The organism is Streptomyces sp. NPDC003635, from assembly GCF_053587635.1.
Genome location: NZ_JBSFOK010000012.1, coordinates 163,845 through 189,181 on the forward strand (window position 1 = coordinate 163,845; position 25,337 = coordinate 189,181).

The 25,337-nt window shown below is 71.5% G+C and carries 14 protein-coding genes; 11 read left to right on the plus strand and 3 right to left on the minus strand.

Features of this window, described 5'->3' with window-relative positions:
* The first annotated feature begins 4 nt into the window (after window positions 1–4).
* The 5 genes from ACWDRW_RS14620 to ACWDRW_RS14640 all read left to right on the plus strand — a co-directional run bounded on the left by ACWDRW_RS14620 (window position 5) and on the right by ACWDRW_RS14640 (window position 4,362).
* The gene (locus ACWDRW_RS14620) at window positions 5–1,021 is read left to right on the plus strand and encodes an acyltransferase domain-containing protein (RefSeq protein WP_451723161.1); all 1,017 of its coding nucleotides are present in this window, start codon (window positions 5–7) and stop codon (window positions 1,019–1,021) included.
* Window positions 1,022–1,192: 171 nt separating this feature from the next.
* On the plus strand, window positions 1,193–2,866 hold the full coding sequence (locus ACWDRW_RS14625) for an acyl-CoA dehydrogenase (RefSeq protein WP_451723162.1): 1,674 nt from the start codon (window positions 1,193–1,195) through the stop codon (window positions 2,864–2,866).
* 17 nt (window positions 2,867–2,883) lie between these two features.
* Window positions 2,884–3,180: an acyl carrier protein gene (locus ACWDRW_RS14630; RefSeq protein ID WP_451723164.1), complete on the plus strand. Its 297-nt coding sequence runs from the start codon at window positions 2,884–2,886 to the stop codon at window positions 3,178–3,180.
* Window positions 3,180–3,998 (plus strand): 4'-phosphopantetheinyl transferase family protein, encoded by an 819-nt coding sequence (locus ACWDRW_RS14635; protein ID WP_451723165.1) that lies wholly within the window; start codon window positions 3,180–3,182, stop codon window positions 3,996–3,998. The genes ACWDRW_RS14630 and ACWDRW_RS14635 overlap by 1 nt, the downstream gene beginning before the upstream one ends.
* A gap of 91 nt (window positions 3,999–4,089) precedes the next feature.
* Complete coding sequence (locus ACWDRW_RS14640; RefSeq protein ID WP_451723167.1) at window positions 4,090–4,362, plus strand: acyl carrier protein; 273 nt, start codon at window positions 4,090–4,092, stop codon at window positions 4,360–4,362.
* A 179-nt stretch (window positions 4,363–4,541) separates the two neighbouring features.
* Here ACWDRW_RS14640 and ACWDRW_RS14645 read toward each other — a convergent pair whose 3' ends face one another.
* The 3 genes from ACWDRW_RS14645 to ACWDRW_RS14655 form a co-directional block, all read right to left on the minus strand.
* Window positions 4,542–5,885 carry an NAD(P)/FAD-dependent oxidoreductase gene (locus ACWDRW_RS14645; RefSeq protein ID WP_451723168.1) on the minus strand — a complete coding sequence of 448 codons (1,344 nt, stop codon included), beginning with the start codon at window positions 5,883–5,885 and terminating at the stop codon, window positions 4,542–4,544.
* 25 nt (window positions 5,886–5,910) lie between these two features.
* Window positions 5,911–6,186 carry an acyl carrier protein gene (locus ACWDRW_RS14650; RefSeq protein WP_451723170.1) on the minus strand — a complete coding sequence of 92 codons (276 nt, stop codon included), beginning with the start codon at window positions 6,184–6,186 and terminating at the stop codon, window positions 5,911–5,913.
* An 80-nt stretch (window positions 6,187–6,266) separates the two neighbouring features.
* The gene (locus ACWDRW_RS14655; RefSeq protein ID WP_451723171.1) at window positions 6,267–7,028 is read right to left on the minus strand and encodes a thioesterase II family protein; all 762 of its coding nucleotides are present in this window, start codon (window positions 7,026–7,028) and stop codon (window positions 6,267–6,269) included.
* 961 nt (window positions 7,029–7,989) lie between these two features.
* On the opposite strand from ACWDRW_RS14655, the gene ACWDRW_RS14660 reads away from it, so the two are divergent.
* The 6 genes from ACWDRW_RS14660 to ACWDRW_RS14685 form a co-directional block, all read left to right on the plus strand.
* Window positions 7,990–8,298 (plus strand): acyl carrier protein, encoded by a 309-nt coding sequence (locus ACWDRW_RS14660; protein WP_451723172.1) that lies wholly within the window; start codon window positions 7,990–7,992, stop codon window positions 8,296–8,298.
* Window positions 8,291–14,311, plus strand: coding sequence for a type I polyketide synthase (locus ACWDRW_RS14665; RefSeq protein WP_451723173.1), 6,021 nt, complete (start codon window positions 8,291–8,293; stop codon window positions 14,309–14,311). Before ACWDRW_RS14660 ends, ACWDRW_RS14665 begins: the two co-directional genes overlap by 8 nt.
* A 2-nt stretch (window positions 14,312–14,313) precedes the next feature.
* Window positions 14,314–20,976 carry a thioester reductase domain-containing protein gene (locus ACWDRW_RS14670; RefSeq protein WP_451723175.1) on the plus strand — a complete coding sequence of 2,221 codons (6,663 nt, stop codon included), beginning with the start codon at window positions 14,314–14,316 and terminating at the stop codon, window positions 20,974–20,976.
* A gap of 117 nt (window positions 20,977–21,093) precedes the next feature.
* Window positions 21,094–22,602: an MFS transporter gene (locus ACWDRW_RS14675; protein WP_451723176.1), complete on the plus strand. Its 1,509-nt coding sequence runs from the start codon at window positions 21,094–21,096 to the stop codon at window positions 22,600–22,602.
* Window positions 22,603–22,970: 368 nt separating this feature from the next.
* Window positions 22,971–24,665, plus strand: a complete 1,695-nt coding sequence (locus ACWDRW_RS14680; protein WP_451723177.1) for an NAD(P)/FAD-dependent oxidoreductase — start codon at window positions 22,971–22,973, stop codon at window positions 24,663–24,665.
* Between the two features lie 55 nt (window positions 24,666–24,720).
* The coding region (locus ACWDRW_RS14685) for an NAD(P)/FAD-dependent oxidoreductase (RefSeq protein WP_451723178.1) at window positions 24,721–25,337 on the plus strand (617 nt) is incomplete at its 3' end.

Genomic DNA, 25,337 nt, shown 5'->3' on the forward strand with positions numbered 1-25,337 from the left:
ATCCGTGCCGCCGGTTGCGCTGCTCCTGCCCGGTGCGGGAGCCCAGTACCCAGCGATGGCCTACGGCCTGTACCGGTACGAGCCCGCGTTCACCACGGCCATGGACACGGTCCTGGGGCTGCTGGGCGAGGCCGGGGAACGGTTGTACCGACTGTGGTCCTCCGGTGCGCGGCTGCGCACCGTGGCCGAGGTGCATCCGCTGCTGTTCGCGGTCTGCCACGCGCTCAGCGAGACGGTCCGGGACCGAGGGCTGCGCCCCGGCGCGGTCCTCGGCCAGAGTGTCGGCGAGATGGTCGCCGCCGTCCAGGCCGGAGTGCTTCCGCTGACCGACGCGGTGCGGCTGGTCTCGGTGCAGTCCGAGGCGCTCGCCGGGGCACCGGCCGGCGGGGCGCTCGCCGTCGCCGCGGCGCCGCCCGCGGTGACACCCCTGCTGCGCGGCGGGGCGGTGGTCGCCGCGTGCAACGGGCCGGGCCAGACGCTCGTCTCCGGTTCGGAGTTCGGGCTCGCCGCCACCCGACGGGCCCTGGAGGAGGCGGGGTTGACGTGGATGCGGGTGCAGGTGCCCGCGGGACTGCACGGTCCGCTGGTCGCCGAGGCGTGCCTCGACACCCTGCCGGAGTTCCAGGCGTCCGCGTTCACCCTTCCGCATACGCCGTTGCTGTCCGGGAGCGTGGGCGGCCGGCCCGAGCCCGAGCGGGCCGTGGATCCCGAGTTCTGGGCGCTGCAGCCGTCCCGTCCGGTGCTGCTGGACGCGGCGCTCGATCAACTGGCCACGCTCGGCTCGCTGTTGTGCGCCGAGGTGGGGCCGGGGCATGGCCTCTCCGTGCAGGCCCGACGGCACGGTCTTCGGGCGGTGTCCCTGCTGGACGGCTGCGCCGGGGCTCCGCACGAGGAGCGGGAACGGCTGCGGCAGGCCCTGGACGCACTGGTGCTCGGTGATCCCGTGGAACGGGTCGCCGACACCCGCGGCGCGAGGGTGGCGTGGTTACGGCCGCCGGGCGGGGGGTCGGCACGGGGCTGAGCCGTCCGGGGCCGCCGGACGGGGAATCTGAGCTGGGCATATGCCCGTGCGGAGGTGAAGGTGCAGTCCACCAGGGCTTGAGCGGTGCGGCGGAGGCTTGGTTCGTTCTCGTGCGGGTGGGGGCCCGCGCGAGGGCGGATCGGACCTACGGACCGCGAGGAGTGACATCCGGTGGAGCGAGCTGCGCATGCGACCACGGCCGAGGGACGGATCCGGAGCCGGACGGACGAACTGGAGCGGGCCCTCGCTCCGTTCGGGGACCGGGTGATCGGTCCGGAGGAGATCGTCCGCGCCGAACGCGTCCTCGACGACTGTGAGTTCGGTGCCGAGTTCGTGCCCGCCGAGTTCGGCGGCCGGCTCGAGCGGATCGACGGACTCGGCCGGGTCGTACGGCCCGCCTGCCGGCAGGACATCTCGCTCGGCTTCGGCTACGGGCTCAACTGCTTCTTCGCCTCCACCCCCGTCTGGACGGCCGGAGACACCGGGCAGCGCGAGTGGGCCGCCGCGCTGCTGCTCGGCGGTGGCCGCATCGCGGTCGCCCGCCCCGCCGTCACGCACGCCAACGACTTCGTGCGCGACGAGTTCACGCTGCGCCGGACCGAGGGCCGGCGACGGCTCGACGGCTCCAAGACCGCCGTGTGCAACTACGCCCGGGCCCGCGGGCTCACCGTCATCGCGGGATGTGAGGACGGCACGCACGAGATCGTGCTGATCGACCGCGAGATCCTGCCCGAGGGCGCGCTGCGCACCCTCCACCGCTACCGGACCGTCGGCCTCGACGGCTGTGAGTTCGGCGGTCTGGAGTTCTCCGACTGCCCCGTCCCGGACGAGGCCGTGGTGGGCGCCGCGGGCCAGGGCATGGAACTGGCCGTCCGGTGCTCGGTCGTCACCCGGGCGCTGCTGCCCTCCGTGCTGATCGCCGCCGGTGACACCATGCTGCGCACGGCCATGCGGTTCGCCGCGGAACACCGCGCCGATGACCCCTACGGTCCGCTCCGGTCGTCGTACGGGCGTGAGGTGCTGACCGGCGCCCTGCTGGACCTGCTGATCAGCGACAGCATCGCCCTGGCCGCCGCCCGTGGCATCCATCTGCTCCCCGACCGGGTGAGCGCCTGCGCCGCGGCCGCCGCCTACACCGTGCCCAAGCTGCTCCAGGACTCCGCGCACGATCTGTCCACCGTGCTGGGCGAGGCGTACTTCGACGCCAAGGGCCGCTACGGCGCCTTCGGGCGGATGGTGCGCGATCTGCCGCTGCTCGTCCAGGGCCACGCCGGCACCGCCGCCCGCCAGGCCATGCTCGTCGCCCAACTGCCGCATCTGGCCCGCAACTCCTGGCTCCAGGACGAGGCGCCGCCGGCCGCACTGCTGCGGCCCTGGGAGGACCTGCCGCCCGCCGACCTCGGCGCGCTCACCCCGGCCGGCGTCTCCGACCCGATCGTCCCGGTCCTCGGCGCCTGCGCCGACCTCGACGGCGACCTGGGCGAACTGGTCACCGCCTTCCTCGGGGAGCTGCGCGAGCTGCGCAAGCGGTTCGCCAGGATCACCCCGGGCGACGGCCTCTCCACCCCCGACACCCTCGCCCTCACCGACCGCTACGCGCTGGTCTGCGCCGCCGCGGCCAGTCTCGGCGTCTGGCGCGAGCACCACCAAGCCCGGCCGGGCACCTTCCTGGCCGACCCGGCGTGGATCACCGGCGCCCTGCACCGCCTGGGCGTCCTGCTGGGACTCGACGTACCGAAGGCTCCGCAGGAGGTCGTCGAGAAGCGTCTCTTCGACGCGGTCCTCGAACGCTACGAGCAGCACCGCTCCTACGACCTGTACGAGACGCATCTCGCAAAGTCCTGACCGGAAGGAAACGGCCCATGACTGCGCACGCCGACGACACACACGCCGCCGAGCAGGCAGGCGATCTGATCTCCGCGGTGGTCCAGGCGGTGCGGCGGGTCATCGACGACCCGGTGGCCGAAGTGGGCACGGACTCGCTGCTGCGGGAGGACCTGGGCTTCGACTCGGTCCTGATCATGCAGCTGAAGTACCGCGTCGAGCAGGCCGTTCCGGAGCTGGGCGAGCTGTCCCTGCCGGACATGATCGACAGCATGACGTCCGTGGGATCCCTCGTCGCCTATCTGCGCGACCGCCTGGTGAAGGCGGCCGTCTGATGGCCGCTCCCGCCGCCGGAGCCCCCGTGCTCGTGACCGGACCCGACGGTCAGTGGGACGAGGTCCTGCGCCCGCTGGCCACCCGCGGCACCGTCGTGACCTACGGCAGAGTCGCCGACTGGCTTCCGGAGGACACAGGAGAAAGGGTTCTGCGCCCGTTGCTCGGCCCCCGTGACTGGGGCCGCTTCCAACGGCTGAGCCACCGCCGGGTCCGCGAGGGCTTCCTCGCCTCCCGGCTGCTGCTGAAGCACACCGCGGCCAAGGTGCTGGCCAGCCGCCCCGAGGCGGTGGACCTGGCGTACAAACCCGGTGGCCGGCCGTACCTGCGCGGCTGCGACCAGATCGACATCAGCCTCAGTCACACCGAGGAGGTCATGGTCGTCGGGGTCACCCGGCGCGGACTGCTCGGCGTGGACGTGGAGCGCGCCGAGCGCCCGATGGTCGGCACCGGTGTCGAGTTCCAGGCCTGCACGCCGCACGAGCGGGCGCTGCTGGACTCGGTGCCCGAGCAGACCCGCAACAGCGCCCTGGTCCGGCTCTGGACGCTGAAGGAGGCGTACAGCAAGGCCATCGGCCAGGGACTGCGCTTCCGCTTCACCGAGTTCGGCTTCACCCTGGACGACGCGCGCATCCGGCTGCAGCGCCCGGACGGCTCCCCGGGCACCGGCCCGGAGTGGAGCTTCGGCACCTACGCCCTGGAGTCCGACTACGTGGTGAGCGCCGCCCTGCGCGACGAGGGCTTCGGCGCCGCGGCCGACACGGCCGCCGACACCACGCTCGACCAGAGCCTGCTCGGTGTGCTGCTGGGCCGGCTCTGAGCCGTCGGCTCGCCGCGCACCACGTGCCCTCGCGGCACCCCCCGTACCGCCCCCCTTCACCGTTCACCGCATCCCAAGGAGGCACCCACCCATGACCACAGCGGACCCCAACGACCGCTTCACCCTCTCCGAGCTGCTCCGGCTCCTGGCGGACAGCGCCGGCGTCCCGGAGGGCGTCGACCTGGAGGCCGAGGACGTCGTCGACACACCGTTCTACCGGCTCGGATACGACTCACTGGCACTGCTCCAGGTCACGGGGCGGCTCAAGCGCGAGTACGGGCTCATGCTGCCCGACACGATCGTCGCCGACGCTCCCACCCCGCGAGCCCTGCTCACCGTCATCGCACACGCACGTGCGGCCTGAAGCGGCGCGCGCCTTGTGCGCGCGCCGCTTTCGCGGCTTTGGCCGTTGCGGCCCCGGCCCTCGCGGTCCGGACAAAGCAGTACCGGCCGCGTACCTCCCCGGAAGTTCCGGAGAAGGTACGCGGCCGGTTCGTGCGCTCCAGCTCTGGCACTCTCCCGGCTGGGGGAGGGCCGGGAAGATCAGAAGCTGGGCGCGGCGGTGGGCGACCTCAGCTGGCCCAGGTAGGGGTGCCACAGGTGGGTCGGGTCGTTCTCCACGGCCTCGATGATCTCCCACATCGCGGAGAGGGCCTTCGGCTCCTGGTCGTCGTAGACGTCGCCCTGGAGCATCTTGAGGATGTCCAGCCGGTAGCGGTCGTCCTGCACGAAGGCCGTGAACAGGATGTTGAGGCGGTAGTAGGCCTCGATGAAGCGGTGCCAGTAGCCCACCGCCTTGCGGAGCTTGTTCTCGTAGGCGGCGAAGCGCTCGTGCTTGAAGTCGCCGGCCTCGGCGGCGGCGATGATGTCCTTCGCCGCGAGCCGGGCGCTGTTGAGCGCCACGGAGACACCGGAGGAGAAGATCGGGTCCACGAAGCGGGCGGCGTCGCCGATGAGGACGTAGTTGTCGCCGGCGATCTGCTTCATGCCGTAGCTGTAGTCCCCCTCCGTCTTCATCGGCTTGACCTGGTCGCAGTTCTTCAGCACGTCGAGCAGCTCCGGGCGGGAGGCCACGGTCTCCCAGAAGTACTTCTCGCGGTCGCCGCCGTACTCCTGGAACCGCTTCTTCTGGCTGACGACACCGATCGAGGTGATGGTGTCGGTGATCGGGATCTGCCACACCCAGGTGTCGAGCAGGGGGAGGAAGTGGATGAAGATGTAGTCGGCCTGGTCCTTGTTGACGGCGAGGGCCTTGCGGTCCAGACCGTCGAACCACGTGTGCACGGCGTACTGGTTGAAGACCGGGTCCGGGATCTTGTGCTTGAGCTGGTTGCCCAGACGGGTCTGGCGGCCGCTCGCGTCCACGATCATCTTCGCCGTGATGAGCGTCGACGAGGAGCCGACCTTCACCTCCACGGACGGCACTTCGCCGTCGAAGTCGACCTTGCCGACCCGGACGCCCTGGAAGACCTTGGCGCCCAGCTCCTCGGCGTGCTTGAGGAGGATGTGGTCGAACTTGCTGCGGTCGACGTGGAAGGTGTGGTCGCGGTCCACGCCGTCCTGATCGCGCTCGCTGAACAGGACCTCGGCGGCGCGGAAGTCGTGGTTCAGGCCGCGGAAGCCGTTGTGGTTGATGTCGCGGTCCTCGGCGGAGGTCCAGGCGGCGCCGAACTTCTTCGGGAAGCCGGCCGCCTCGATCTTGTCCATGGCCCCGATCTCCAGGAGCACCGGGGTGGTGGCCGGGACCAGGGACTCGCCGACGTGCTCACGAGGAAAGTTCTCCGCCTCGAACACGGCCACAGACAGCCCGGCCTTGGCCAGGTACGAGGCCACGGTCGATCCCGCGGGGCCGCCGCCGATGACTGCGACGTCGAATTGTGCGTCCACGATGCTCTCTCTTCCTTCGGTCGGTTCAGGCAGCGGGCTGCGGAGCCAGGGAGTAGACCATGTCCGTGATGGCCGCCAGGTTTGCGAAGTTCCGGCCGGTGATGTGCGTCGGGGGCACGACGACCCCCAGCTCGGTGCGGATGAACGAGAGCAGCAGGGAGGTGTTCATGGAGGTGAGGACGCTCCACTCCAGCAGCGGGGTGTCGTCCGTCAGCTCCGAAACCTCGCTCTCGCCGAGGAACTGCTGCTCGATGTACTCGCCGATCCTGCGACGGATCTCTTCATGGGACAGCGCCGCCACTGGGGCCTCCTGTTGGTCTCGGACGTGGTCGTGGGGGGAGAGCCGTACAGGCGCCGATGCTGGGCGCTGTCGGTGGAGGTTCACTCGGCAACCGCTCGGGCGACCTCGCCACGGGCGGCGACGAAGCGCCGGGAGCCGGCCGCGAACCGGGTGAGCCGAGCCCCCAGCGCGGCCCTGAACTCGGGCTCCTGGAGGAAGAAATGGCCGCCGGAGACCAGCGTGAAGTCGAAGACCCCGGTGGTGATCCGGGACCACGCGGCCATGGAGGAGGGATCGGTGAGGACGTCCTTGCGCCCGGCGAACGCGGTCACCGGGATCGTCAGCCGCGGACCGGGGGCGTGCGTGTAGGTCTCGACGACCTTCAGGTCGGTCCGGATGGCCGGCAGATAGAACTTCAGCAGCTCCGGCTCGGCGAGCAGTGCCTCGGGCAGTCCGCCGATGCGCTGCAGTCCCTGCACGAAGCCCTCGTCGGGCAGATGGTGGAAGGGTCGGTGCGACAGCGGCTCGGTGGGGCCGTTGCGGCCGGACACCAGCAGCAGCTCCGGCGGAGTGCCCTGGGCCGTCAGCGCCCGCGCGGCCTCGTAGCCGAGCAGGGAGCCGAAGCTGTGCCCGAAGATCGCGTACGGCTCGTGCCGGCGCTCGCCGATCAGCCGTACCGCCTCCTCGGTCAGGGCGGAGAGGCCGTGCAGCAGGGGTTCGCGCACCCGGGTGCCGTGCCCCGGCAGTTCCAGCGGTACGACGGAGACGTGGTCCGGCAGATCGGCCGCGAGCCGGATGTACGGATGCGCGCTGCCGCCCGCGTGGGCGAGACAGAACAGCGTCAGCTGGGGGTCGGTGGTCAACAGAGGGCTTCCTTCCGCGAGCGAGGGACGTCGGCGGTCGTTCGACGGGGATCGCAACAGGGGGCGCTCAAGCTGCCGTCGACACGTGTTCGAGAGGGGAGGGGCAGCGTCCGCCGGTTCTCGCGTGGGTGCTCGGCGGCTTTGTTCGTGGTGTTGGGCGGTTCTCGCCGTGGTGCTGGGCGGTGCTTGTCGTGGTGCTCGCCGGTGCTTGTGGTGGTGCTGGGCGGTTCTCGCCGTGGTGCTGGGCGGCTCTTGTCGTGGTGCTCGCCGGTGCTTGTGGTGGTGTTGGGCGGTGCTTGTCGTGGTGCTCGCCGGTGCTTGTGGTGGTGTTCGGTGGTTCTCGTCGTGGTGCTCGCCGGTGCTTGTGGTGGTGTTCGGTGGTTCTCGTCGTGGTGCTCGCCGGTGCTTGTGGTGGTGTTGGGCGGTGCTTGTCGTGGTGCTCGCCGGTGCTTGTGGTGGTGTTGGGCGGTGCTTGTCGTGGTGCTCGCCGGTGCTTGTGGTGGTGTTCGGTGGTTCTCGTCGTGGTGCTCGCCGGTGCTTGTGGTGGTGTTCGGTGGTTCTCGTCGTGGTGCTCGCCGGTGCTTGTGGTGGTGGTCGGTGGTTCTCGCCATGGCGTTCGCCGGTGCTTGTCGTGGCGTTCGCCGGTCCTCTTCGTGGCGGCCGCCGGTTCCGGGGTGTTCCTCGTCGGCTCCTGGTGGACTTCCGGACGGGCTCGCGGAGCGACTCCCGCCGGGTTCCTGGCCGGAAGACGCCGCCCGGATACGGCCGCTCGGCAGCGGGTCGGTCGGCCGGTTTCGGCGGGCCGCACGCTCGCGACTCCTAACGGACGCCCGCCCGTTCTCCCCGTCGACCCGCTCCCGGGAGGGGCGAGGATCGGCCATCCTCACGCACTCTCAAGGGCGTCTTGAGTCGGTCTCCCTACCGTCGCTTTCGGCCGCACTTGAGGGAGAGAGGTGCCACGGTGAGCGGAACTGTGCAGGGGGCCACCCCCCAGGAGATCACCCCCGAAGCGGTGGAGAACTGGCTGGTGGAGCAGATTGCTCAACGGACCCTGCTGCCCCCGGCGACGGTGTCGGTCCACCTGTGCTTCGACGAGTTCGACATCGATTCCGCGGACAGCCTGGTCATCACCACGGCCTTGGCGGACTGGCTCGGTGACGAGGTGGATCCCCGCGCCCTCGTGAGGTATCCGACGATCCGGTCGCTGGCGGGATACCTGGCAGGCCGACGCCGTCAGGTCACAACAGGAGGAACTCCGGTCCATGGCTGAGAACCGACGGTACGAGCCGCGCCCCGACGACATCGCAGTCGTCGGGGCCGGTTGCCGCTTCCCCGGCGGCGTACGCGACCTCGACGGGCTGTGGCGGGTGTTCATGGACGGCGTGGACGTCGTCCAGCCGGTGCCCGCCGACCGCTGGAGCGAGGACTTCCACCACCCCGACCGGCACAACCCCGGCACCACGTACTGCCGTGAGGGCGGATTCCTCGACGAGATCGACCGGTTCGACGCCGACTACTTCGGCGTCTCCCCGCGCGAAGCCCGGGGCATGGACCCCCAGCAGCGGCTGCTGCTGGAGGTGTGCTCCGAGGCCATGGAGGACGCGGGCCTGCCGCGCGGCGACTGGGAGGGCAGCCGGACCAGTGTCCACATGGGCATCCTCGGCTCCGACTATCTGCTGCTGCACGCCCGGACCTCCGGCATCCGCGCCATCGACCCCTACTTCGCCTCCGGCAAGGAGTTCAGCTTCGCCGCCGGACGCATCGCCTACACCTTCGGGCTGCACGGTCCCGCGATGACCGTCAACACCGCCTGTTCCTCCTCGCTCGTCGCCGTCCATCTGGCCTGCCAGGCACTGCGCAACGGCGAGGCCGACACCGCGCTCGCGGGCGGCGTCAACGTGATCGTGGCGCCCGAACTCTCCGTCTTCATGGGCAAGGTGCAGGCGCTGTCCCCCACCGGACGGTGCCGCCCCTTCGACGCCCGCGCCGACGGCATCGTCCGCGGCGAGGGCTGCGGAGTCGTCGTGCTCAAGCGCTACGCCGACGCGGTGCGCGACCACGACCGCATCCACGGGCTCATCCGCGGCTCGGCCGTCAACCAGGACGGCCGCAGCGCCGGACTGACCGCCCCCAACGCCGTCGCGCAGCAGGACCTGCTGCGCGCGGCGCTGGCGTCGGCGTCCCTCACGCCCGAGGAGCCGGTGTTCGTCGAGGCCCACGGCACCGGCACCCCGCTCGGCGACCCGCTGGAGATCTCCGCCCTCACCGAGGTGATCGGCCGCACCCGGACCGCCGACGACCCGCTGCTGGTCGGCTCCCACAAGGCCCACTTCGGGCACATGGACTCGGCCGCCGGCATCGCCGGACTCCTCAAGACCCTGCTGGTGCTCCGGCACCGCACGGTCCCCGGCCAGATCCACCACGTCTACCCGGCGCCGATGATCGACTGGGACTCCTCCGGGACGCTCGTCCCGGTGGAGCACGTACGGCTGCCCGGCGAGGACGTCTCCCTGGCCGCCGGAGTGAGCGCTTTCGGGCTCTCCGGCACCAACGCGCACGTGGTGCTCGGCAGCGTCCCGCAGCCCGCCGCCCCCGAGGAGCCCGCCGGACCGCACACCCTCCTGGTCTCCGCCACCACCGCCGAGGGACTGCGCAAGCTGGCCGCCGACTACGCCGGAGCGCTCGCCGATCCGGTCGGCCCGGCCGCCGCCGCGTCCGCCGCGCGGCGCACCCACCACAAGCACCGGATCGCCGTCGTCGGCAAGGACGCCGCCGAACTCACCGCGGCGCTCACCGACATCGAGGGCGGCCGCGCGGCCGAGAACCCGCCCAAGCTGGTCCACGTCTTCTCCGGCCAGGGCTCGCAGTGGCCGCGCATGGGCATGGACCTCGCACAGCGCGAACCCGTGGTCCGCGACACCCTCGACGACATCGACGAACTGCTGCGCGCCGAGGCCGGCTGGTCGCTGTACGACGTCCTGCGCGACGCCGACCCGGCCCGGGTGAAGGCCACCGACGTGGCCCAGCCCGCCGTCTTCGCGGTCCAGGTCGCCCTCGCCCGGCTCTGGCAGTCCTGGGGGGTCCGCCCCGACGCGGTGATCGGCCACAGCATGGGCGAGGTCGCCGCCGCGCACATGTCCGGGGCTCTCGAACTCGAGGACGCCGTACGGCTGGTGATCCACCGCGGTCGCCTGATGCACCGCGCCGCGGGCACCGGGAAGATGGCCAACGTCGAGCTCGGCGCGGACCTGGTCCAGGAGCGGCTCGCCGCCCGGCACCCCGAGGTGTGCGTCGCCACCGAGAACGGACCGGCCTCCGTCGTCATCGCCGGGCCCAAGGAGGCCGTCGAGGCGGCGGTCCGGGAACTCGCCGACGACGGTGTCAACGTGGTGGCCCTCCCGGTCGACTACGCCTTCCACTCCCCGCTGATGCAGCCCTACGCCGACGAACTCGCCGAGCTGCTGCGGGACCTGCGGCCGAACGCGCCGACGGTGCCGTTCCTGTCCACCGCCCTGCCGGGGCAGGACGTCCCGCTGGACGCCGCCTACTGGCACGCCAACCTGCGGGAGCCGGTGCGGCTGTGGCCCGTCGTCGACGGCCTGCTCGCCGAGGGTGAGACGGCGTTCGTCGAGATCGGCGCGCATCCGGTGCTCGCCCGGCCGATCCAGGCCGCCCTCGCCCACCGCGAGCGGCGCGGTCCCGTCGTGTCCTCGCTGGTCCGGGGACAGGACGGTCCGACGATGCTGGCCCGCTCGCGGGCCACGCTGCATGTCGCGGGCATCGACGTCGACTGGGCCGCCGCGCACGGCGGGCCGGTCCGTCCGGTGTCGCTGCCGCCGCACCGCTGGGCCGACGAGCGGTTCTGGCTGGACGGCGTGGAGCGGGGCGAGCAGGGTTCGGGACCGGCGGATCTGGACGGGCTGCGGGCCGAGGTGCGGCTGGTCGACGCGAGTGGGCGGGTGGTCGCGGAGCTGGGGGCCGACGCCCAAGGTGCGGGGTCCTCCGGGGGCTCCGCGCCGGCTGCTCCTGCCCCTGCCCCTGCCCCTCCTGTTCCGGTGCCTGTTGCTGCTCCGGTTGCTGCTTCTGCTCCTGCGCCGGTGGCTGTCGCCGCCGTCGAGGAGCCTGTCGAGGCCGCTTCCCATGAGCGGGAGCATGTCGCCTCCACCGTGCACGCCGTGCTGGCGAAGGTGCTCGGGCACGGGCCTCGGAAGAGGCTGCCGCGTACTCGGGGATTCTTCGAGCTGGGGATCGACTCGATCTCCGTCGCCGAGTTCGCCCGGAGGGTCGCCGAGGAACTCCGGGTTCAGGTCGACGGCGCGGATGCGCTGGCGCACGGCACGATCGACGGGTTCACCGACTTCATCATGACCTTGACTCCGGAGCCTGTTGCTTCTTCGGAGTCGGATGGTGTGGCCTTCGAGGAAGAGAGTGCCTCGGCAGGTGGTCTGTCGTCTGACGCGCCGTCCGGGCCGGTCGCGCAGTTCCCCGCGCCCCTTCCCGGCGCTGACCAACCGGAGGATTCCCAGACCCCCGAGCCCATCGCCATCGTCGGGATCGGGTGTCGGTTGCCCGGCGGAGTGTCCGGCCCCGACGACTTCTGGAAGTTGCTCGATTCCCGGGTCGACGCCAGCGGGGATGTTCCCACCTCCCGGTGGGACCCCTCCGCCTTCGACGGGGTGCCCGCCCGTGGGTCCTTCCTCGAGGAGGTCGACGGGTTCGACAACTCCTTCTTCCGGATCTCGCCCCGCGAGGCCCGCACCATGGACCCGCAGCAGCGGCTGTTCCTGGAGGTGGCCTGGGAGGCGCTGGAGGACGCCGGGGTTCCGGCGGACCGGATGAGCGGCACCCGCACCGGTGTGTTCGTCGGGCTCAACACCACCGACTACCAGCAGCTGGTGACCCGTCGCGAGACCGACGTCGACCTCTACTACGGCACCGGCAACTCCTTCAGCGCGACCGCGGGCCGCATCTCCTACTTCCTGGGACTGCGCGGTCCGAGCATCGCCGTGGACACCGCATGCTCCTCCTCCCTCACCGCCGTGCACCTGGCCTGCCAGAGCCTGCGCGCGGGGGAGAGCCGGCTGGCGCTGGCCGGCGGGGTCAACGTGATGGCCACCCCGACGGTCTTCCTCTCCATGGGAGCCGCCGGGGCGCTCGCCCCCGACGGACGGTGCAAGACCTTCGACGACTCCGCCGACGGCTACGGCCGGGGCGAGGGCGCCGGTGTGGTCGTTCTCAAGAAGCTCTCGAGCGCCCTGCGCGACGGTGACCGGGTGTACGCGATCATCCGGGGCAGCGCGGTCAACCAGGACGGGGCCAGCGGCGGGTTCACGGTGCCCAGCGGCACCGCCCAGGAGGAGGTCATCCTCTCCGCGCTCGACCAGGCCGGGATCGAACCGCACGAGGTCGACTACGTCGAGGCGCACGGAACCGGCACCCGGCTCGGCGACGCCGTGGAACTGCGCGCCCTGGCGGGGGCGTTGGGTTCCGGGCGGCAGCCCGACCGACGTCTGCTCGTGGGCTCGGTGAAGACCAATGTCGGCCACCTGGAGGCCGCCGCCGGAGTCACCGGACTGATCAAGACGGTGCTGGCGCTCGGGCGGGAGCGCATTCCCGCCCAGCTCCACCTGACCGAACCGACCCGCCAACTCGACTGGGCGAAGCTGCCGGTGAGCGTGGCGGCGGAGCCGGTGGCGTGGCCGCGCGGCGAGCAGCCCCGGATCGCGGGCATCAGCGCCTTCGGCTTCACCGGCACCAATGCCCACGTCCTGGTCCAGGAGGCCCCCCGGCAGCCGGCGCCCCAGCAGACCACCGGGCCCGTGCGGCCCTGTGTGCTGACCGTGTCCGCCGCGACCCCGGACGCCCTGACCGCGGCGGTCGCCCGGATGCGCGAGCGGGTCCGCGCCGCCGCCGACAGCGAGCTCGCCGACCTGTGCTGGACGGCGGGCGCCCGCCGCGCCCATCTCGCGCACCGGGTCACCGCCGTGGGACGCACCCGCGACGAACTCCTCGCCGCCCTGGACCGGGCGCGACCGGTACAGGCCCGCGACGAGGCGTCGGTGCTGTTCGTCTACGGCCGGACCCCCGCCGACATGTCGGCCTACGACGAGGTGTTGGCCGGCGACCCGGAGGCCGCCGAGACCTACCGTGCCGCCCTCGCCGAGGCACACGAGGTCCTGCGCGCCGAACTCGGCGAACCCGAGGGCCCGGCGCACCCGGGCAGCGTGGAGCACGCGGGCGAGGTGTTCGCGGGCCAGCTCGCCACGACCGCCTTGTGGCAGGTGCTCGGCGTCCAGCCCGACGCGGTCGTCGGCTGGGACATCGGCGAGTACGCCGCCGCCGTGGTCGCGGGCGACCTCGCGCTCGTCGACGCCGTACGACTGCTCGCGGCCGGCGTGCCCGTCCCCGCGCAGCCCGACGGGGCGCGGGTGGCCCGTCACTCCGCCGCCAACGGCTGGAACGCGCTGGCCAACGAGGTCATCATGGCCGGCCTCGACGTCCTGCTGGACATCGGCACCGGCAGCCGCGCCATCCGCATGCTGGGCGCCGCCCTGGACGCGGCGGCGGAACCGGGGGAGTCCATCCCGGTCCAGCTCACCGCGCCGCGCCGGCGGCAGCCCAGCGGCGTCGAGAAGGCCTACCTCGGCCCGATCGAGCTGCTGGAACTGGCGGCCACGCTGCACGCCCACGGGGTGAGCGTCGACTGGGACCGGCTGGTGCCCGGAGCGCACCGTCCGGTACGGCTGCCCGCCTACCCCTGGCAGCGCAAGGCCTATTGGGTGGACACTCCGTACTCGGTGGAACCCCGCCCGCAGTCCGAGCCGCAGCCCGCGGCCCAGGCCGCGCCGGAGCCCGCCGGTGATCTGGCCACCGAGCTGCTCGCCCTGTCGCCCGACCGGCGGGAGGAGAAGCTGGTCGACCTGCTGCTCAGGCTGGTCGGGCAAGTGCTCGGGGAGGAGGCCGACGTCTCGCCCGACCAGGGCTTCTTCGACCTCGGTATGGACTCGGTGCTCTCGCAGGACCTCAAGCAGCGCGCCGAGCGTGAGCTGGGCCTCGAACTGCCCGGCACCGTCATGTTCGAGTGCCCGAACGTCACGTCCTTCGCTCGCTTCGTCCTCGACGAGGTGCTCACCGAACCGCAGGACCAGGCCGCACCCGCCGAGGCCGCGGCGGCCGCGCAGGAACCGGCCGAAGACCTGGAAGAGCTCGACGACGACTCTCTGCTGAGCCGTCTCGACGACGCGCTGGCGTCGTCCGAAGCCCTGTTGACCGAGGGAGACTGACCATGACGACCCCGGACTACCGGGCCAAACTCGTCGAAGCCGTCCGCACCATCGAGAAGCTCAAGGGCGAGCTGGCGAAGAACCGCAGCCGCCCGCTGGACGAGCCGATCGCCGTGATCGGGCTCGGCTGCCGGCTGCCCGGCGGTGCCGACAGCCCCGACTCCCTGTGGCGGATGCTGGTCGAAGGGACCGACACCATCCGGGAGTTCCCGGCGGAGCGCGGTGACGCACAGGCGGTCTTCGACGACGACCCCGACCAGCCCGGCAAGGCGTACGTCACGCAGGGCGGCTTCCTCGACGAGCGCGTCGACCTGTTCGAACCCGGCGTCTTCGGCATCTCGCCGCGCGAGGCCGTCGGCATGGACCCGCAGCAGCGGATCGTGCTGGAGGTTGCCTGGGAGGCGCTGGAGCGGGCCGGGTACGCGCCCGACCGGCTCACCGGCAGCGCCACCGGCGTCTACTTCGGGGTGTCCACCACCGACTACGCCCGGCTGCGGCAGAGCGAGGGCGACATCCGGGACGTCGACGCCTACCAGCTGGTCGGCGAGCCCAGCTTCGTGGCCGGCCGCATCTCCTACACCCTCGGCCTGATGGGCCCGAGCAAGGTCGTCGACACGACCTGCTCCTCCTCCCTGGTCGCGTTGCACGAGGCCTGCCAGGACCTGCGCACCGGCGAGTGCGACATGGCGCTCGCGGGCGGCGTCAACCTGATGCTCTCGCCGTACGGCTTCGTCATGATGAGCAAGTTCGGCGGGCTCTCCCCGGACGGGCGCTGCAAGACCTTCGACGCGAGCGCCAACGGCTATGTGCGCGGCGAGGGCGCCGGTGTCGTCGTCCTCAAGCGCTACTCCGACGCGCTGCGCGACGGCGACCCCGTGCTGGCCCTGGTGCGCGGCTCCGCCGTCAACCACGACGGCCGCAGCAGCGGTCTGACGGTGCCCAACCCGGCGGCCCAGCAGGGCGTCATCCGGGGCGCCCTGCAACAGGCCGGGATCGCCCCCGGTGACGTGGACTACGTGGAGGCGCACGGCACCGGTACCGCGCTCGGCGACCCGATCGAACTGCGGGCGCTGCAGGCCGTGATCGGGCGCAACCGCCCGGCCGACAGCCCGCTGAAGGTCGGCTCGATCAAGACCAACATCGGTCACCTGGAGTCGGCGGCCGGTATCGCCGGTGTGCTCAAGCTGGTCCTCGCCCTGCAGCACGGCGAGCTCCCGCCGCACCTGCACTTCAACGACCCCAACCCGAACGTCGACTGGGGCAAGCTCAACGTCGAGGTCACCAAGGACGGCGGACCCTGGGGCGGCACCGGTGAGCGGCCGCGCATCGGCGGCATCAGCAGCTTCGGCGCGAGCGGCACCAACGCGCACGCCGTGATCAGCGCCGTACCGGTGAAGGCCGAGCCGGCCGCGGCCACCGGCCCCGAGGTGCTGACCCTGTCCGCGCACTCCGCCGAGGGGCTCGCGGAACTCGCCGGCCGGTACGCCGGTCATCTGCGCGACAACCCCGAGGTGCCGCTCGCCGACATCAGCTGGACCAGCCAGGTCGGCCGGTCCCGGCAGCGCAACGGACTCGCCGTCACCGGCTCCACCGCGGGCGAACTCGCCGACGCGCTGGCGGCGTTCGCGCGCGGGGAGCGGGCCTCCGGCGCCGTCACCGCCGAACTGCCCGTCCACAAGCACCGCAAGACGGCCTGGCTGTTCACCGGCCAGGGTTCGCAGTACGCCGGAATGGCCCGGGGCCTGGCCGACGAGCCCGCCTTCCGGACCCCGTTCGACGAAGCCGCCGCCCTGTTCGACGTCCATCTGGACCGTCCGCTGGCCTCCGTGGTGTGGCCGGAGCCCGGCCAGGAGTCGCCCGTCGACGACACCCGCTACACCCAGCCGGCCCTGTTCGCCGTCGAGTACGCGCTCGCCCGGATGTGGCAGTCCTGGGACCTGAAGCCCAGCGGACTGCTCGGACACAGCATCGGCGGCATCGTCGCCGCCTGCATCGCGGGCGTCTTCGATCTCCAGGACGCCGTCAAGCTGGTCGCCGCCCGCGCCGCCCTGATGGCCGCGCTGCCGACGGGCGGCGCCATGGCCGCCCTGGACTGCGACGAGGCCACCGCCCGCGCGGCCATCGCCGGCTACCGCGACACGGTGTCGCTGGCCGGGGTCAACGGCCCGTCCAGCGTGGTGATCTCGGGCGCCGCCGCCGATGTGGACGCGGTGCGCGCGACGCTGGAGCAGCGCGGCACGCGCACCACCCGGCTGACCGTCAGCCACGCCTTCCACTCGCCGCTGCTGGCGCCGATGCTGGCGGACTTCCGCGAGGTCGCCCAGTCGCTGACCTACCGGACCCCGACCCTGCCGCTGGTCTCGGACCACACCGGACGCCCCTGGACCGCCGAGGACAGCGGCCCGGAGTACTGGGTGCGGCACGCGGCCGGCACGGTCCGCTTCCACGACGGCCTCACCGCGCTGCACGCGGAAGGGGCCCGCACCTTCCTGGAGATCGGCCCCTCCCCGGTGCTCAGCGGCATCGGCGAGCGCACCGGCCTGGACGGCGACTGCCGCTACGTGCCGTCCCTGTACAAGCCGAGGGCCGGCGCACCCGAGGACCGCACCGCCGTCCAGCGGGCGCTGGGCTTGCTGCACCTGCGCGGCGAGACCGTGGACTGGGCGGCGGTGCACTCGGGTTCCGGCCGCACCCCCCGCCGGGTGGCCCTTCCGGTCACCCCGTGGCACGGCGAGCGCTACTGGTACGAGGAGCGCCGGGAGGCGTCCCGGGCCGCCGCCGCGGGGACTCCGGTGCCGCAGGCCGGGATCCGGCTGCACAGCGCCGTACCGACCTACGAGCTCCAGCTGGACGCGCCCGATTGGGACCGCTACGCGCGAACCGGTTCGGACGGCTTCCGGTTCCTGCCGGTCGGCTCGCTGGGCCGGGCGGCGCGGGCGGCGGCCGCCGACGCGCTGGGCGGGGTGTGGTCCTGCGTCGAGAAGCTCGACGTGTTCCAGCCCCCGCCGATGGACCGGGCCGGACGGGTCCTGCAGATCACCGTGAACGGCGACGACGACGGCTGCGCGATCGTCGAACTGCTGAGCCAGACCCCGGCCGAGGCGGCCGCCGGAGCGCCCTGGACGCGGCACGCCCGCGCGGTCCTGCGGCGCCGGGCCAGCACCCGCTCGCGGCACTCCGGCAGCAACGCGCCCACGCTGGCCGGGCACGAGTACGGGGACGAACTGCACTACGAGACGGCCTCGTTGTCGGACGCCCTGATCGGCGCCGTGGTCTCCGCGCACCGCGGTGACGAGGGCGTGCTGGTGGCCCTCGGCCTGGACAGCGAGGAGATCGCCGACCACGCCGTGCAGGTCTTCGACGCGGCCGTCGCCGCCGTGTCCTGGGACGCGGGACTCAGCGAGGCGGGCTTCGCCGGACGGATCACCGAGGCCACGCTGGAATCGCTGGACGGCGCCCGCTACGTACGGGCCATCGCCCAGGGCGGCAAGGAGCCCGGCACGGTCTCCGGCAGCGTCGACCTGTTCGCCGAGGACGGCGCCTACCTGGGCGGCATCCGCGAGCTGATGGTCGTCAGCGAGCGCGCGTCCGCCGCGGCCCCCGCCGCGGCGCCCTGGCGGCACCCGGACGAGTTGCTCACCCGGCTCGAATGGCAGGAGATCGAACCGGCACCCGCCGCCCCGGACCTGTCCGGGCAGGGCTGGCTGCTGGTGCCGGACCGCACCGGCACCGCGCGCCGGCTGGCCACGGCGCTGCGGGCCCGGGGCGCGCACTGCCGCATCGAGGAGTCCGGCGCCCCCGACCTGGACGACTGGCTGCGCGAGCTGCCCGACGGGGTCACTCCGCACCGGGTCGTGCTGCTGACCGGCCTGGACGCGCCGCGTCCGGACGCCGCCGACGCCGAGTCGCTGACCGCCTTCCGGGACCGTGCCGAACTGGCCGCCGTCGCCCTGGTCCAGGGCCTGACGGCCCGCTCGGCCTGCACGAAGACCGGTCTCAGCCTGGTCACCCGGGGTGCCGTGCCCGCGGCGGCGGAGCAGGGCGTCACCTCGCCCTTCGCCGGAACGCTCTGGGGCCTTGGCCGGGCCATCGCGCTGGAGCACCCCGAGCACTGGGCCGGCGCGATCGACCTCGACCCGCAGGCGGGGGAGAGCGACGAGGGCGCGGCGCTGACCGCGGCGCTCGCCGACACCGCCGCCGAGGACCAGCAGGCGCTGCGCGGGCAGACCCGCCGGGTGGCGCGGCTGGTGAAGTTCCCGCTGAGCGCCGAGGAGCTGCGCCGCCGGCCCCGGATCGACCGGCAGGGCACCTACCTGATCACCGGCGCGTTCGGCGGCATCGGGCAGGCCCTGGCGCGCAGCCTCGCCGACAGCGGCGCGGGCAAGCTGGTCCTGCTCGGCCGCACCCCGCTGCCGCCCCGGCAGCAGTGGCACGACGCGGAGCTGAAGCCCTCCGTCCGCGAGCGCGTCGACTTCGTGTCCGCGCTGGAGGAGACCGGGGTGCTGGTCGAGGTGGTGGCCGCCGATGTCAACGACATCGAGGACATGCTGCCGGTGATCCAGGGCCTGGCGACCGGCCTGCTGCCGCTGCGCGGTGTGGTGCACGCGGCCGGTACCTCGGTTCCGCAGTTCCTGCGGGACATCCCGGTGTCGGACCCGAGCGACTACGACGCCGTGTGGCGGCCCAAGGTGGTCGGCGGCTGGCTGCTGCACCAGCTGACCGAGGGCCTGGAGCTCGACTTCTTCCTGGGCTTCTCCTCGATCGCCGCGACCTGGGGCTCGCAGCACGTCACCAGCTACGCCGCCGCCAACTCCTTCCTCGACGCGCTCGCCGAGTACCGGCACGCCCAGGGCCTGACCGCCCTCACCGTGAGCTGGGGCCCGTGGGAGCTGACGTCGAACCTGTTCGGCGCCGACGTCGTGGAGTTCCTGACCTCCACCGGTCTGCGCATGCTCTCCGCACCGCAGTGTCTGCGGCTGCTGGACGCGCTGCTGGCCAAGGGCGCCCCGCAGGCGGTGGTCTGCTCCGCCGACTGGTCGGTGTACAAGCCGGTCATGGAGGCCCGCGCCGACCGCCCGGTGCTGCGCACGGTCGAGATCGACGAGGGCACCGGCGGGGGCACGTCCACGGCGGTGCTGGAGGCCGTGCAGGGGGCCGACGCGGCAGGCCGTACGGCCGTGCTGACCGGCTATCTCCAGCAGGTGCTCGGCGAGGTGCTGGCGGTGCCGCCGGAGTCGGTGCTGCCGGAGGCGGACGTGATGTCGCACGGTCTGGACTCGCTGATGGTCATGGAGGTCGTCAAGCGCTGCAAGGGCGATCTGGGCATCAGCGTGCGCCCGAGCCAGTTCTTCGAGCGGACCGCGCTGGAGGACTGGGTGCGGCTGCTCGACACCGAGCTGGGCGGCGAGGGCGAGGCCGCGCCGGAACCGGCCGCCGACTGGACCGAGCCGCAGCTGATCGCCGCCGATGTCGCCCTGGACCCGGCGATCGTGCCGGTCGGACCGGTCGGCGAGGGCTACAAGGACCCGCGCAACGTCCTGCTCACCGGCGCCACCGGCTTCCTCGGGGCCTATCTGCTCGACGAGTTGCTGGGCACCACCGAGGCCACCGTGCACTGCCTGGTCCGCTGTGACACCCCGGAGGCGGGCCTGGCCCGGATCCGCCGGAACCTGGAGCAGTACCTGCCCTGGCGGGAGGACGCCGCGGACCGGATCACGGTGGTCCCCGGCGACCTGGCCAAGCCCCGACTCGGCCTGACCGAGGCGGAGTTCACCCGGCTCGGGGGTCTGACGGACGCGATCTACCACAACGGCGCCTGGGTCAACTTCTCCTACACGTACGAGCAGTTGCGCCCCGCGAACCTGACCGGCACCGAGGAGATCATCCGGCTCGCCTGCACCGGCCCGACGCAGACCCCGGTCTCGTACGTGTCGACGTACGGCATCTGGGGCATCCCCGCCGACGGCCGGACCGTGATCGCCGAGGGCGACGACATCCTCGGCGCCGGCAAGCTGGTGACCGGTTACGTCCAGACCAAGTGGGCGGCCGAGCTGCTGGTCCGGCAGGCGCAGGAGCGCGGTATCCCGGTCGACATGCACCGCCCCGGCCGGGTCCTCGGCGACTCGCGCACCGGTGCCTGTCTGACCACGCACTTCACCACCCGGGTGATCAAGGGCTGTGTGCAGCTGGGAATGGCTCCGGACCTCGATCTGGAGATCGAGATGACCCCGGTGGACTACGTCACCTCGGGCCTGGTGCGCATCTCCCGCCGGGAGCACGCGTGGGGACTGACGTACCACCTGGTCAACCGGCGCAAGGCGGCCTTCAAGGAACTGCTGGAGGCGATGGAGCGCTTCGGCTGGGACTTCCGCACGGTCCCGGTGGAGCAGTGGTGGCGGGCGCTCCAGGACTCCTTCGCCGTCAACGACAACGAGCTGCACCCCGTGATGGGGGTGGTCGAGGAGTTCGTGGTCGGCGGCGAGGAGGCCATCGACTACGACGCCACGAACACCGTGTCGGCCCTGGCCGGCTCGGGGATCGCTTGTCCTCCGCTCGATGAGGCACTGCTCTCGCTCTACTTCGGGTGGATGGTCCGAACTGGGTACTTGCCCGCACCGTCGCGCAGGGAGAATAATTCATGGCAGGATGAATCCATCAACGGGTGAATTCATGAAGCGGTGACGCCTCCGCCCGTTGCGGCGGCCGACCCGCCCGGCCGAGCCACACTCCGCGGCCCCTCGACTGAGGGGCCCGGAACACGACGGAGAAAGGCATCTCCCCCCATGACCACATCCGAAGACCGGGTCCCCGGCGGTACCGCCGTCGGAGCGGCCCCGTTAGCGAACCCCAAGCGCTGGACGGCCCTCGTCTTCATCTGCCTGGCCCAGCTGATGGTGGTTCTCGACATCACGATCGTGAACATCGCGCTGCCGGAGATGCAGGCCGACCTCGGCTTCTCCAATGAGAACCGGCAGTGGGTCGTCACCTCGTACACCCTGGCCTTCGGCAGCCTCCTGCTGCTCGGCGGCCGGATCGCCGACTACACCGGCCGTAAGCGGGCCTTCCTGATCGCCCTGGCCGGCTTCGCCATCGCCTCCTGCCTTGGCGGCGCGGCCCCGAACATCGAGATGCTGCTCACCGCGCGTGCGCTCCAGGGCGTCTTCGGTGCCCTGCTCGCCCCCACCGCGCTGTCGCTGATCTCGGTGAACTTCACCGATCAGAGGGAACGCGCCAAGGCGTTCAGCATCTTCGGCGGCATCGTCGCCTCCGGTGCCGTCATCGGTCTGCTGCTCGGTGGTTTCCTCACCGAGTACATGGACTGGACCTGGTGCATGTACGTCAACGCGCCGATCGCCGTCATCGCCGCGTTCGGCGTGCTGTACCTCGGCCCGGAGCAGCGGGCCGCGGTGCGCGCCCGGTTCGACATCCCCGGCGTGCTGCTCGTGACCACCGGCCTCGTCGCCATCGTGTACGCGTGCAGCGAGGCCGAGTCCGAGGGCTGGGACTCCGGCCTGGTGCTGGGCCTGTTCGCCACGGGTGCCGTCCTGCTGCTGGCGTTCGTCGCGGTCGAGGCCCGTTCCTCGCATCCGCTGCTGCCGCTCAGTGTGATCAGCGACCGTACCCGCGGCAGCTCCTACCTCGCGGTGGGCGTCGCGATGATCGCCATGCTCGGCGCGCTGTTCTTCCTGACCTTCTACCTCCAGCTCGTCAAGGGGTACTCGCCGGTGGAGACCGGTCTGGCCTTCCTGCCGCTGCCGCTCGGCGTCGGCATGTTCGCCGGCGGTGTGTCCACCAAGCTGATCCCCAAGGCCCCGCCGCGCGCCCTCGTGGTGCCCGGCATGATCATCGCGGCCTGTGCGCTGTTCTGGCTGGCCGCGCTGGACCCGGGCTCGTCCTACTGGACCATGGTCGCGCCCGCCCTGTACGTCCAGGGCGCGGGCATGGGTCTGGTGATCGCGACCGCGATGAACTACGCGACCTACCGGATCGCCGACGAGCACGCCGGTGTGGCCTCCGGCACGGTCAACACCGCCCAGCAGATCGGTGGTTCGATCGGTACGGCGCTGCTGAGCACGCTGGCCGCGGACGCGGCGGCGGAGTTCCTCGCGGAACGCGGCGCCCAGGCCAAGAACCCGGCCGTCGTGCAGGAGGCGATGACCGAAGGGTTCACCACGGCGTTCACCTGGGCCGGCGCCATCATGGCCTGTGGTGCGCTGGTCATCGCCGCCTTGATGAACACGCCCAAGCCTCGGCCGGGGGAGACCAGCTCCCCGGTGGCGCACATGGGCTGACGGCTCGCACAGGGCCACGGCGGCCGGTTTCCCCGCAGGGGGGAGGCCGGCCGCCTTGCTGTGCGCCGAGCCCGCCCAAGGCCTTGGCCTGAATATGACGCTCAGATTTCCCCACGGAGTACGCCGACCCCTTTGTCAAGGCGCCCCTGGGGTTCGAGAGGCGTAAGTGATGCTCGTATACCGGTGATTTGTAGTTGTCAATGTATGTGCACGCACTTATAGACCCTCCCGACCGAAATGTGAGCGGTCTTTGAGGGGCTGCTTCTAGCTTGGCCGAAACGAAGCCCGAGCGGCTGAAAACGACCAAGGAGAGGCTTATGTCAAGTGCCGCCCTCCGTCCTAAAAGCACCACGTCGCCGCAGTACGACGTGGCCATCCTGGGATCCGGACTGGCTGGTACCAGCCTGGCCGCCTGTCTCGCCCGCAACGGCGCGAAGGTGATCGTCCTCGACGCGGGCACGCACCCCCGATTCGCCATCGGTGAGTCCACGATCCCGTACACCTCGATGCTGATGCGGCTGGTCAGCGAGCGCTACGGCGTGCCCGAGATCAAGTGGCTGACCACCTTCGAGGCCGTGCAGTCGAAGATCTCCACCAACTGCGGTGTGAAGCGCAACTTCGGCTTCCTCTACCACCGTGAGGGCGCCCGGCAGAACCCGCTGGAGACCAACGAGTTCCCGATCCCGAAGATCACCCACACCGAGAATCACTTCTTCCGCCAGGACACCGATGCCTGGATGCTCGGCGTGGCCATCAATTACGGCGCCGAGGTGCGCCAGCAGACGAAGGTCGTCGATGTCGACATCGACGACGACGGCGTCACCGTCATCCCGAGCCAGGGCGACCCGCTGCGCGTGAAGTTCGTCGTGGACGCGAGCGGTCACCGCTCCCCGCTGGCCGAGAAGTTCGGCCTCCGTGAGGAGCCCAGCCGGCTGCGCCACCACTCGCGCTCGCTGTTCACCCACATGGTCGGCGTCAAGCCGTACGAGGACACCGTCCCCAAGGGCGCCCACCACAACCCCAGCCCGTGGAGCGAGGGCACACTGCACCACATGTTCAAGGGTGGGTGGATGTGGGTCATCCCCTTCGACAACCACCCGCGGGCCACCAACGCGCTGTGCAGCGTGGGCCTCAACCTCGACCCGCGGATCCACCCCAAGCCGGATTGCTCGCCGGAGGAGGAGTTCCGCTCCTTCATCGCCAAGTACCCGGACATCGCCCCGCAGTTCGAGGGCGCCGTCGCGGTCCGCGACTGGGTGAGCACCGGCCGGCTGCAGTACTCGTCCAAGCAGACGATCGGCTATCGCTGGTGCCTGACCTCGCACGCGGCCGGTTTCGTGGACGCGCTGTTCTCCCGCGGCCTGTCCAACAGCATGGAGATCATCCACGCGCTCGGCTGGCGCCTGCTGGACGCCATCAAGGACGACGACTTCTCCGTGGAGCGGTTCGAGTACGTCCAGGAGCTGGAGCAGGGCCTGCTCGACTTCAACGACGACCTGGTGGCCAACGCCTACACGTCGTTCGGCAGCTGGTTCCTGTGGAACGCCTACTTCCGGGTGTGGTCGCTCGGTCAGATCCTCGCCACCTTCGAGATCAACCGCTCCTACGCCCGCTTCCTGGAGAACCACGACCCGAAGGTCCTCGAGCGCCTGGAGCGGCAGGCACCCGACGGGGCCATCCCGGACTACGCCCCGGCCCGCAAACTGCTCAGGACGATGAGCGAGACGGTCCAGGAGGTCCAGAACGGCCGCCTGGACCACCGCGAGGCCGCCGATGTCCTGATCCAGCTGCTGCGCGACGCGGACTTCGTACCGCCCGCCTTCGGCCTCGCCGACCCGGACAACCACTGGACCGACGCGTCGACCGCCAAGATCCTCCAGACCCTGCGCTGGGCGCGGACCCAGGCCCCCAAGGAGATCGGCGACCTGACCTGGGAAGGGCTCACGCTCTTCATCAAGAAGCGCTTCGACCGCGAGGAATTCAAGATCACGGAGGAGCTGACCCACATGGCCGCGGGCTGGCCGCTGATCGGGCGGGCGCTCCGGGTGCCCGCGCCCAAGTGATCGCACCCGGACAGAGCCCCGCCTCCCATCAGCTCGACAGCCCACAGGAGTTCCCATGTCCGACAGCCCGACCAGGGCCGGCGGCTCGTTGCCGGTGTACGACGTGGCGATCCTGGGGTCCGGTATCGCCGGCTCCATGCTCGCCGCGGTCCTGGCCCGCAACGGCGTCAAGGTCCTGCTCCTGGACGCCTCGGCTCACCCGCGCTTCGCGATCGGCGAGTCGACGATCCCGTACACCCTGGTGTGTCTGCGCACCATCTCCGAGCGCTACGACGTGCCGGAGATCAAGACGCTGGCCACCTTCACGAACGCCACGAAGGTGCTCGGTCCCAAGTTCGGTGTGAAGAAGCACTTCAGCTTCCTCCTCCACCACGAGGGCCAGGACCAGGACCCGAAGGAAGTCAACCAGTTCGGCACCCCTGGTCTGCTGCACGAGGCCAGTCATCTCTACCGCCAGGACACCGACGCGTACATGTACCACGTGGCCCTGAAGTACGGTGCCACCGCCCGGCAGAACTTCCGGGTCGCCGACGTCGACTTCGACGACCGGGGCGTCACCCTGAGCACCGCCGCGGGCGAGCAGTACCGGGCCCGCTACGTGGTGGACGCCAGTGGCTTCCGCTCCCCGCTCGCGGAGAAGTTCAACCTCCGTGAGGACCCGTGCCGGTTCAG

Coding starts and splice junctions, on each gene's coding strand:
- ACWDRW_RS14630 (WP_451723164.1), top strand. CDS start 2,884: ATGACTGCGCACGCCGACGACACACACGCCGCCGAGCAGGCAGGCGAT.
- ACWDRW_RS14635 (WP_451723165.1), top strand. CDS start 3,180: ATGGCCGCTCCCGCCGCCGGAGCCCCCGTGCTCGTGACCGGACCCGAC.
- ACWDRW_RS14640 (WP_451723167.1), top strand. CDS start 4,090: ATGACCACAGCGGACCCCAACGACCGCTTCACCCTCTCCGAGCTGCTC.
- ACWDRW_RS14665 (WP_451723173.1), top strand. CDS start 8,291: ATGGCTGAGAACCGACGGTACGAGCCGCGCCCCGACGACATCGCAGTC.
- ACWDRW_RS14670 (WP_451723175.1), top strand. CDS start 14,314: ATGACGACCCCGGACTACCGGGCCAAACTCGTCGAAGCCGTCCGCACC.
- ACWDRW_RS14675 (WP_451723176.1), top strand. CDS start 21,094: ATGACCACATCCGAAGACCGGGTCCCCGGCGGTACCGCCGTCGGAGCG.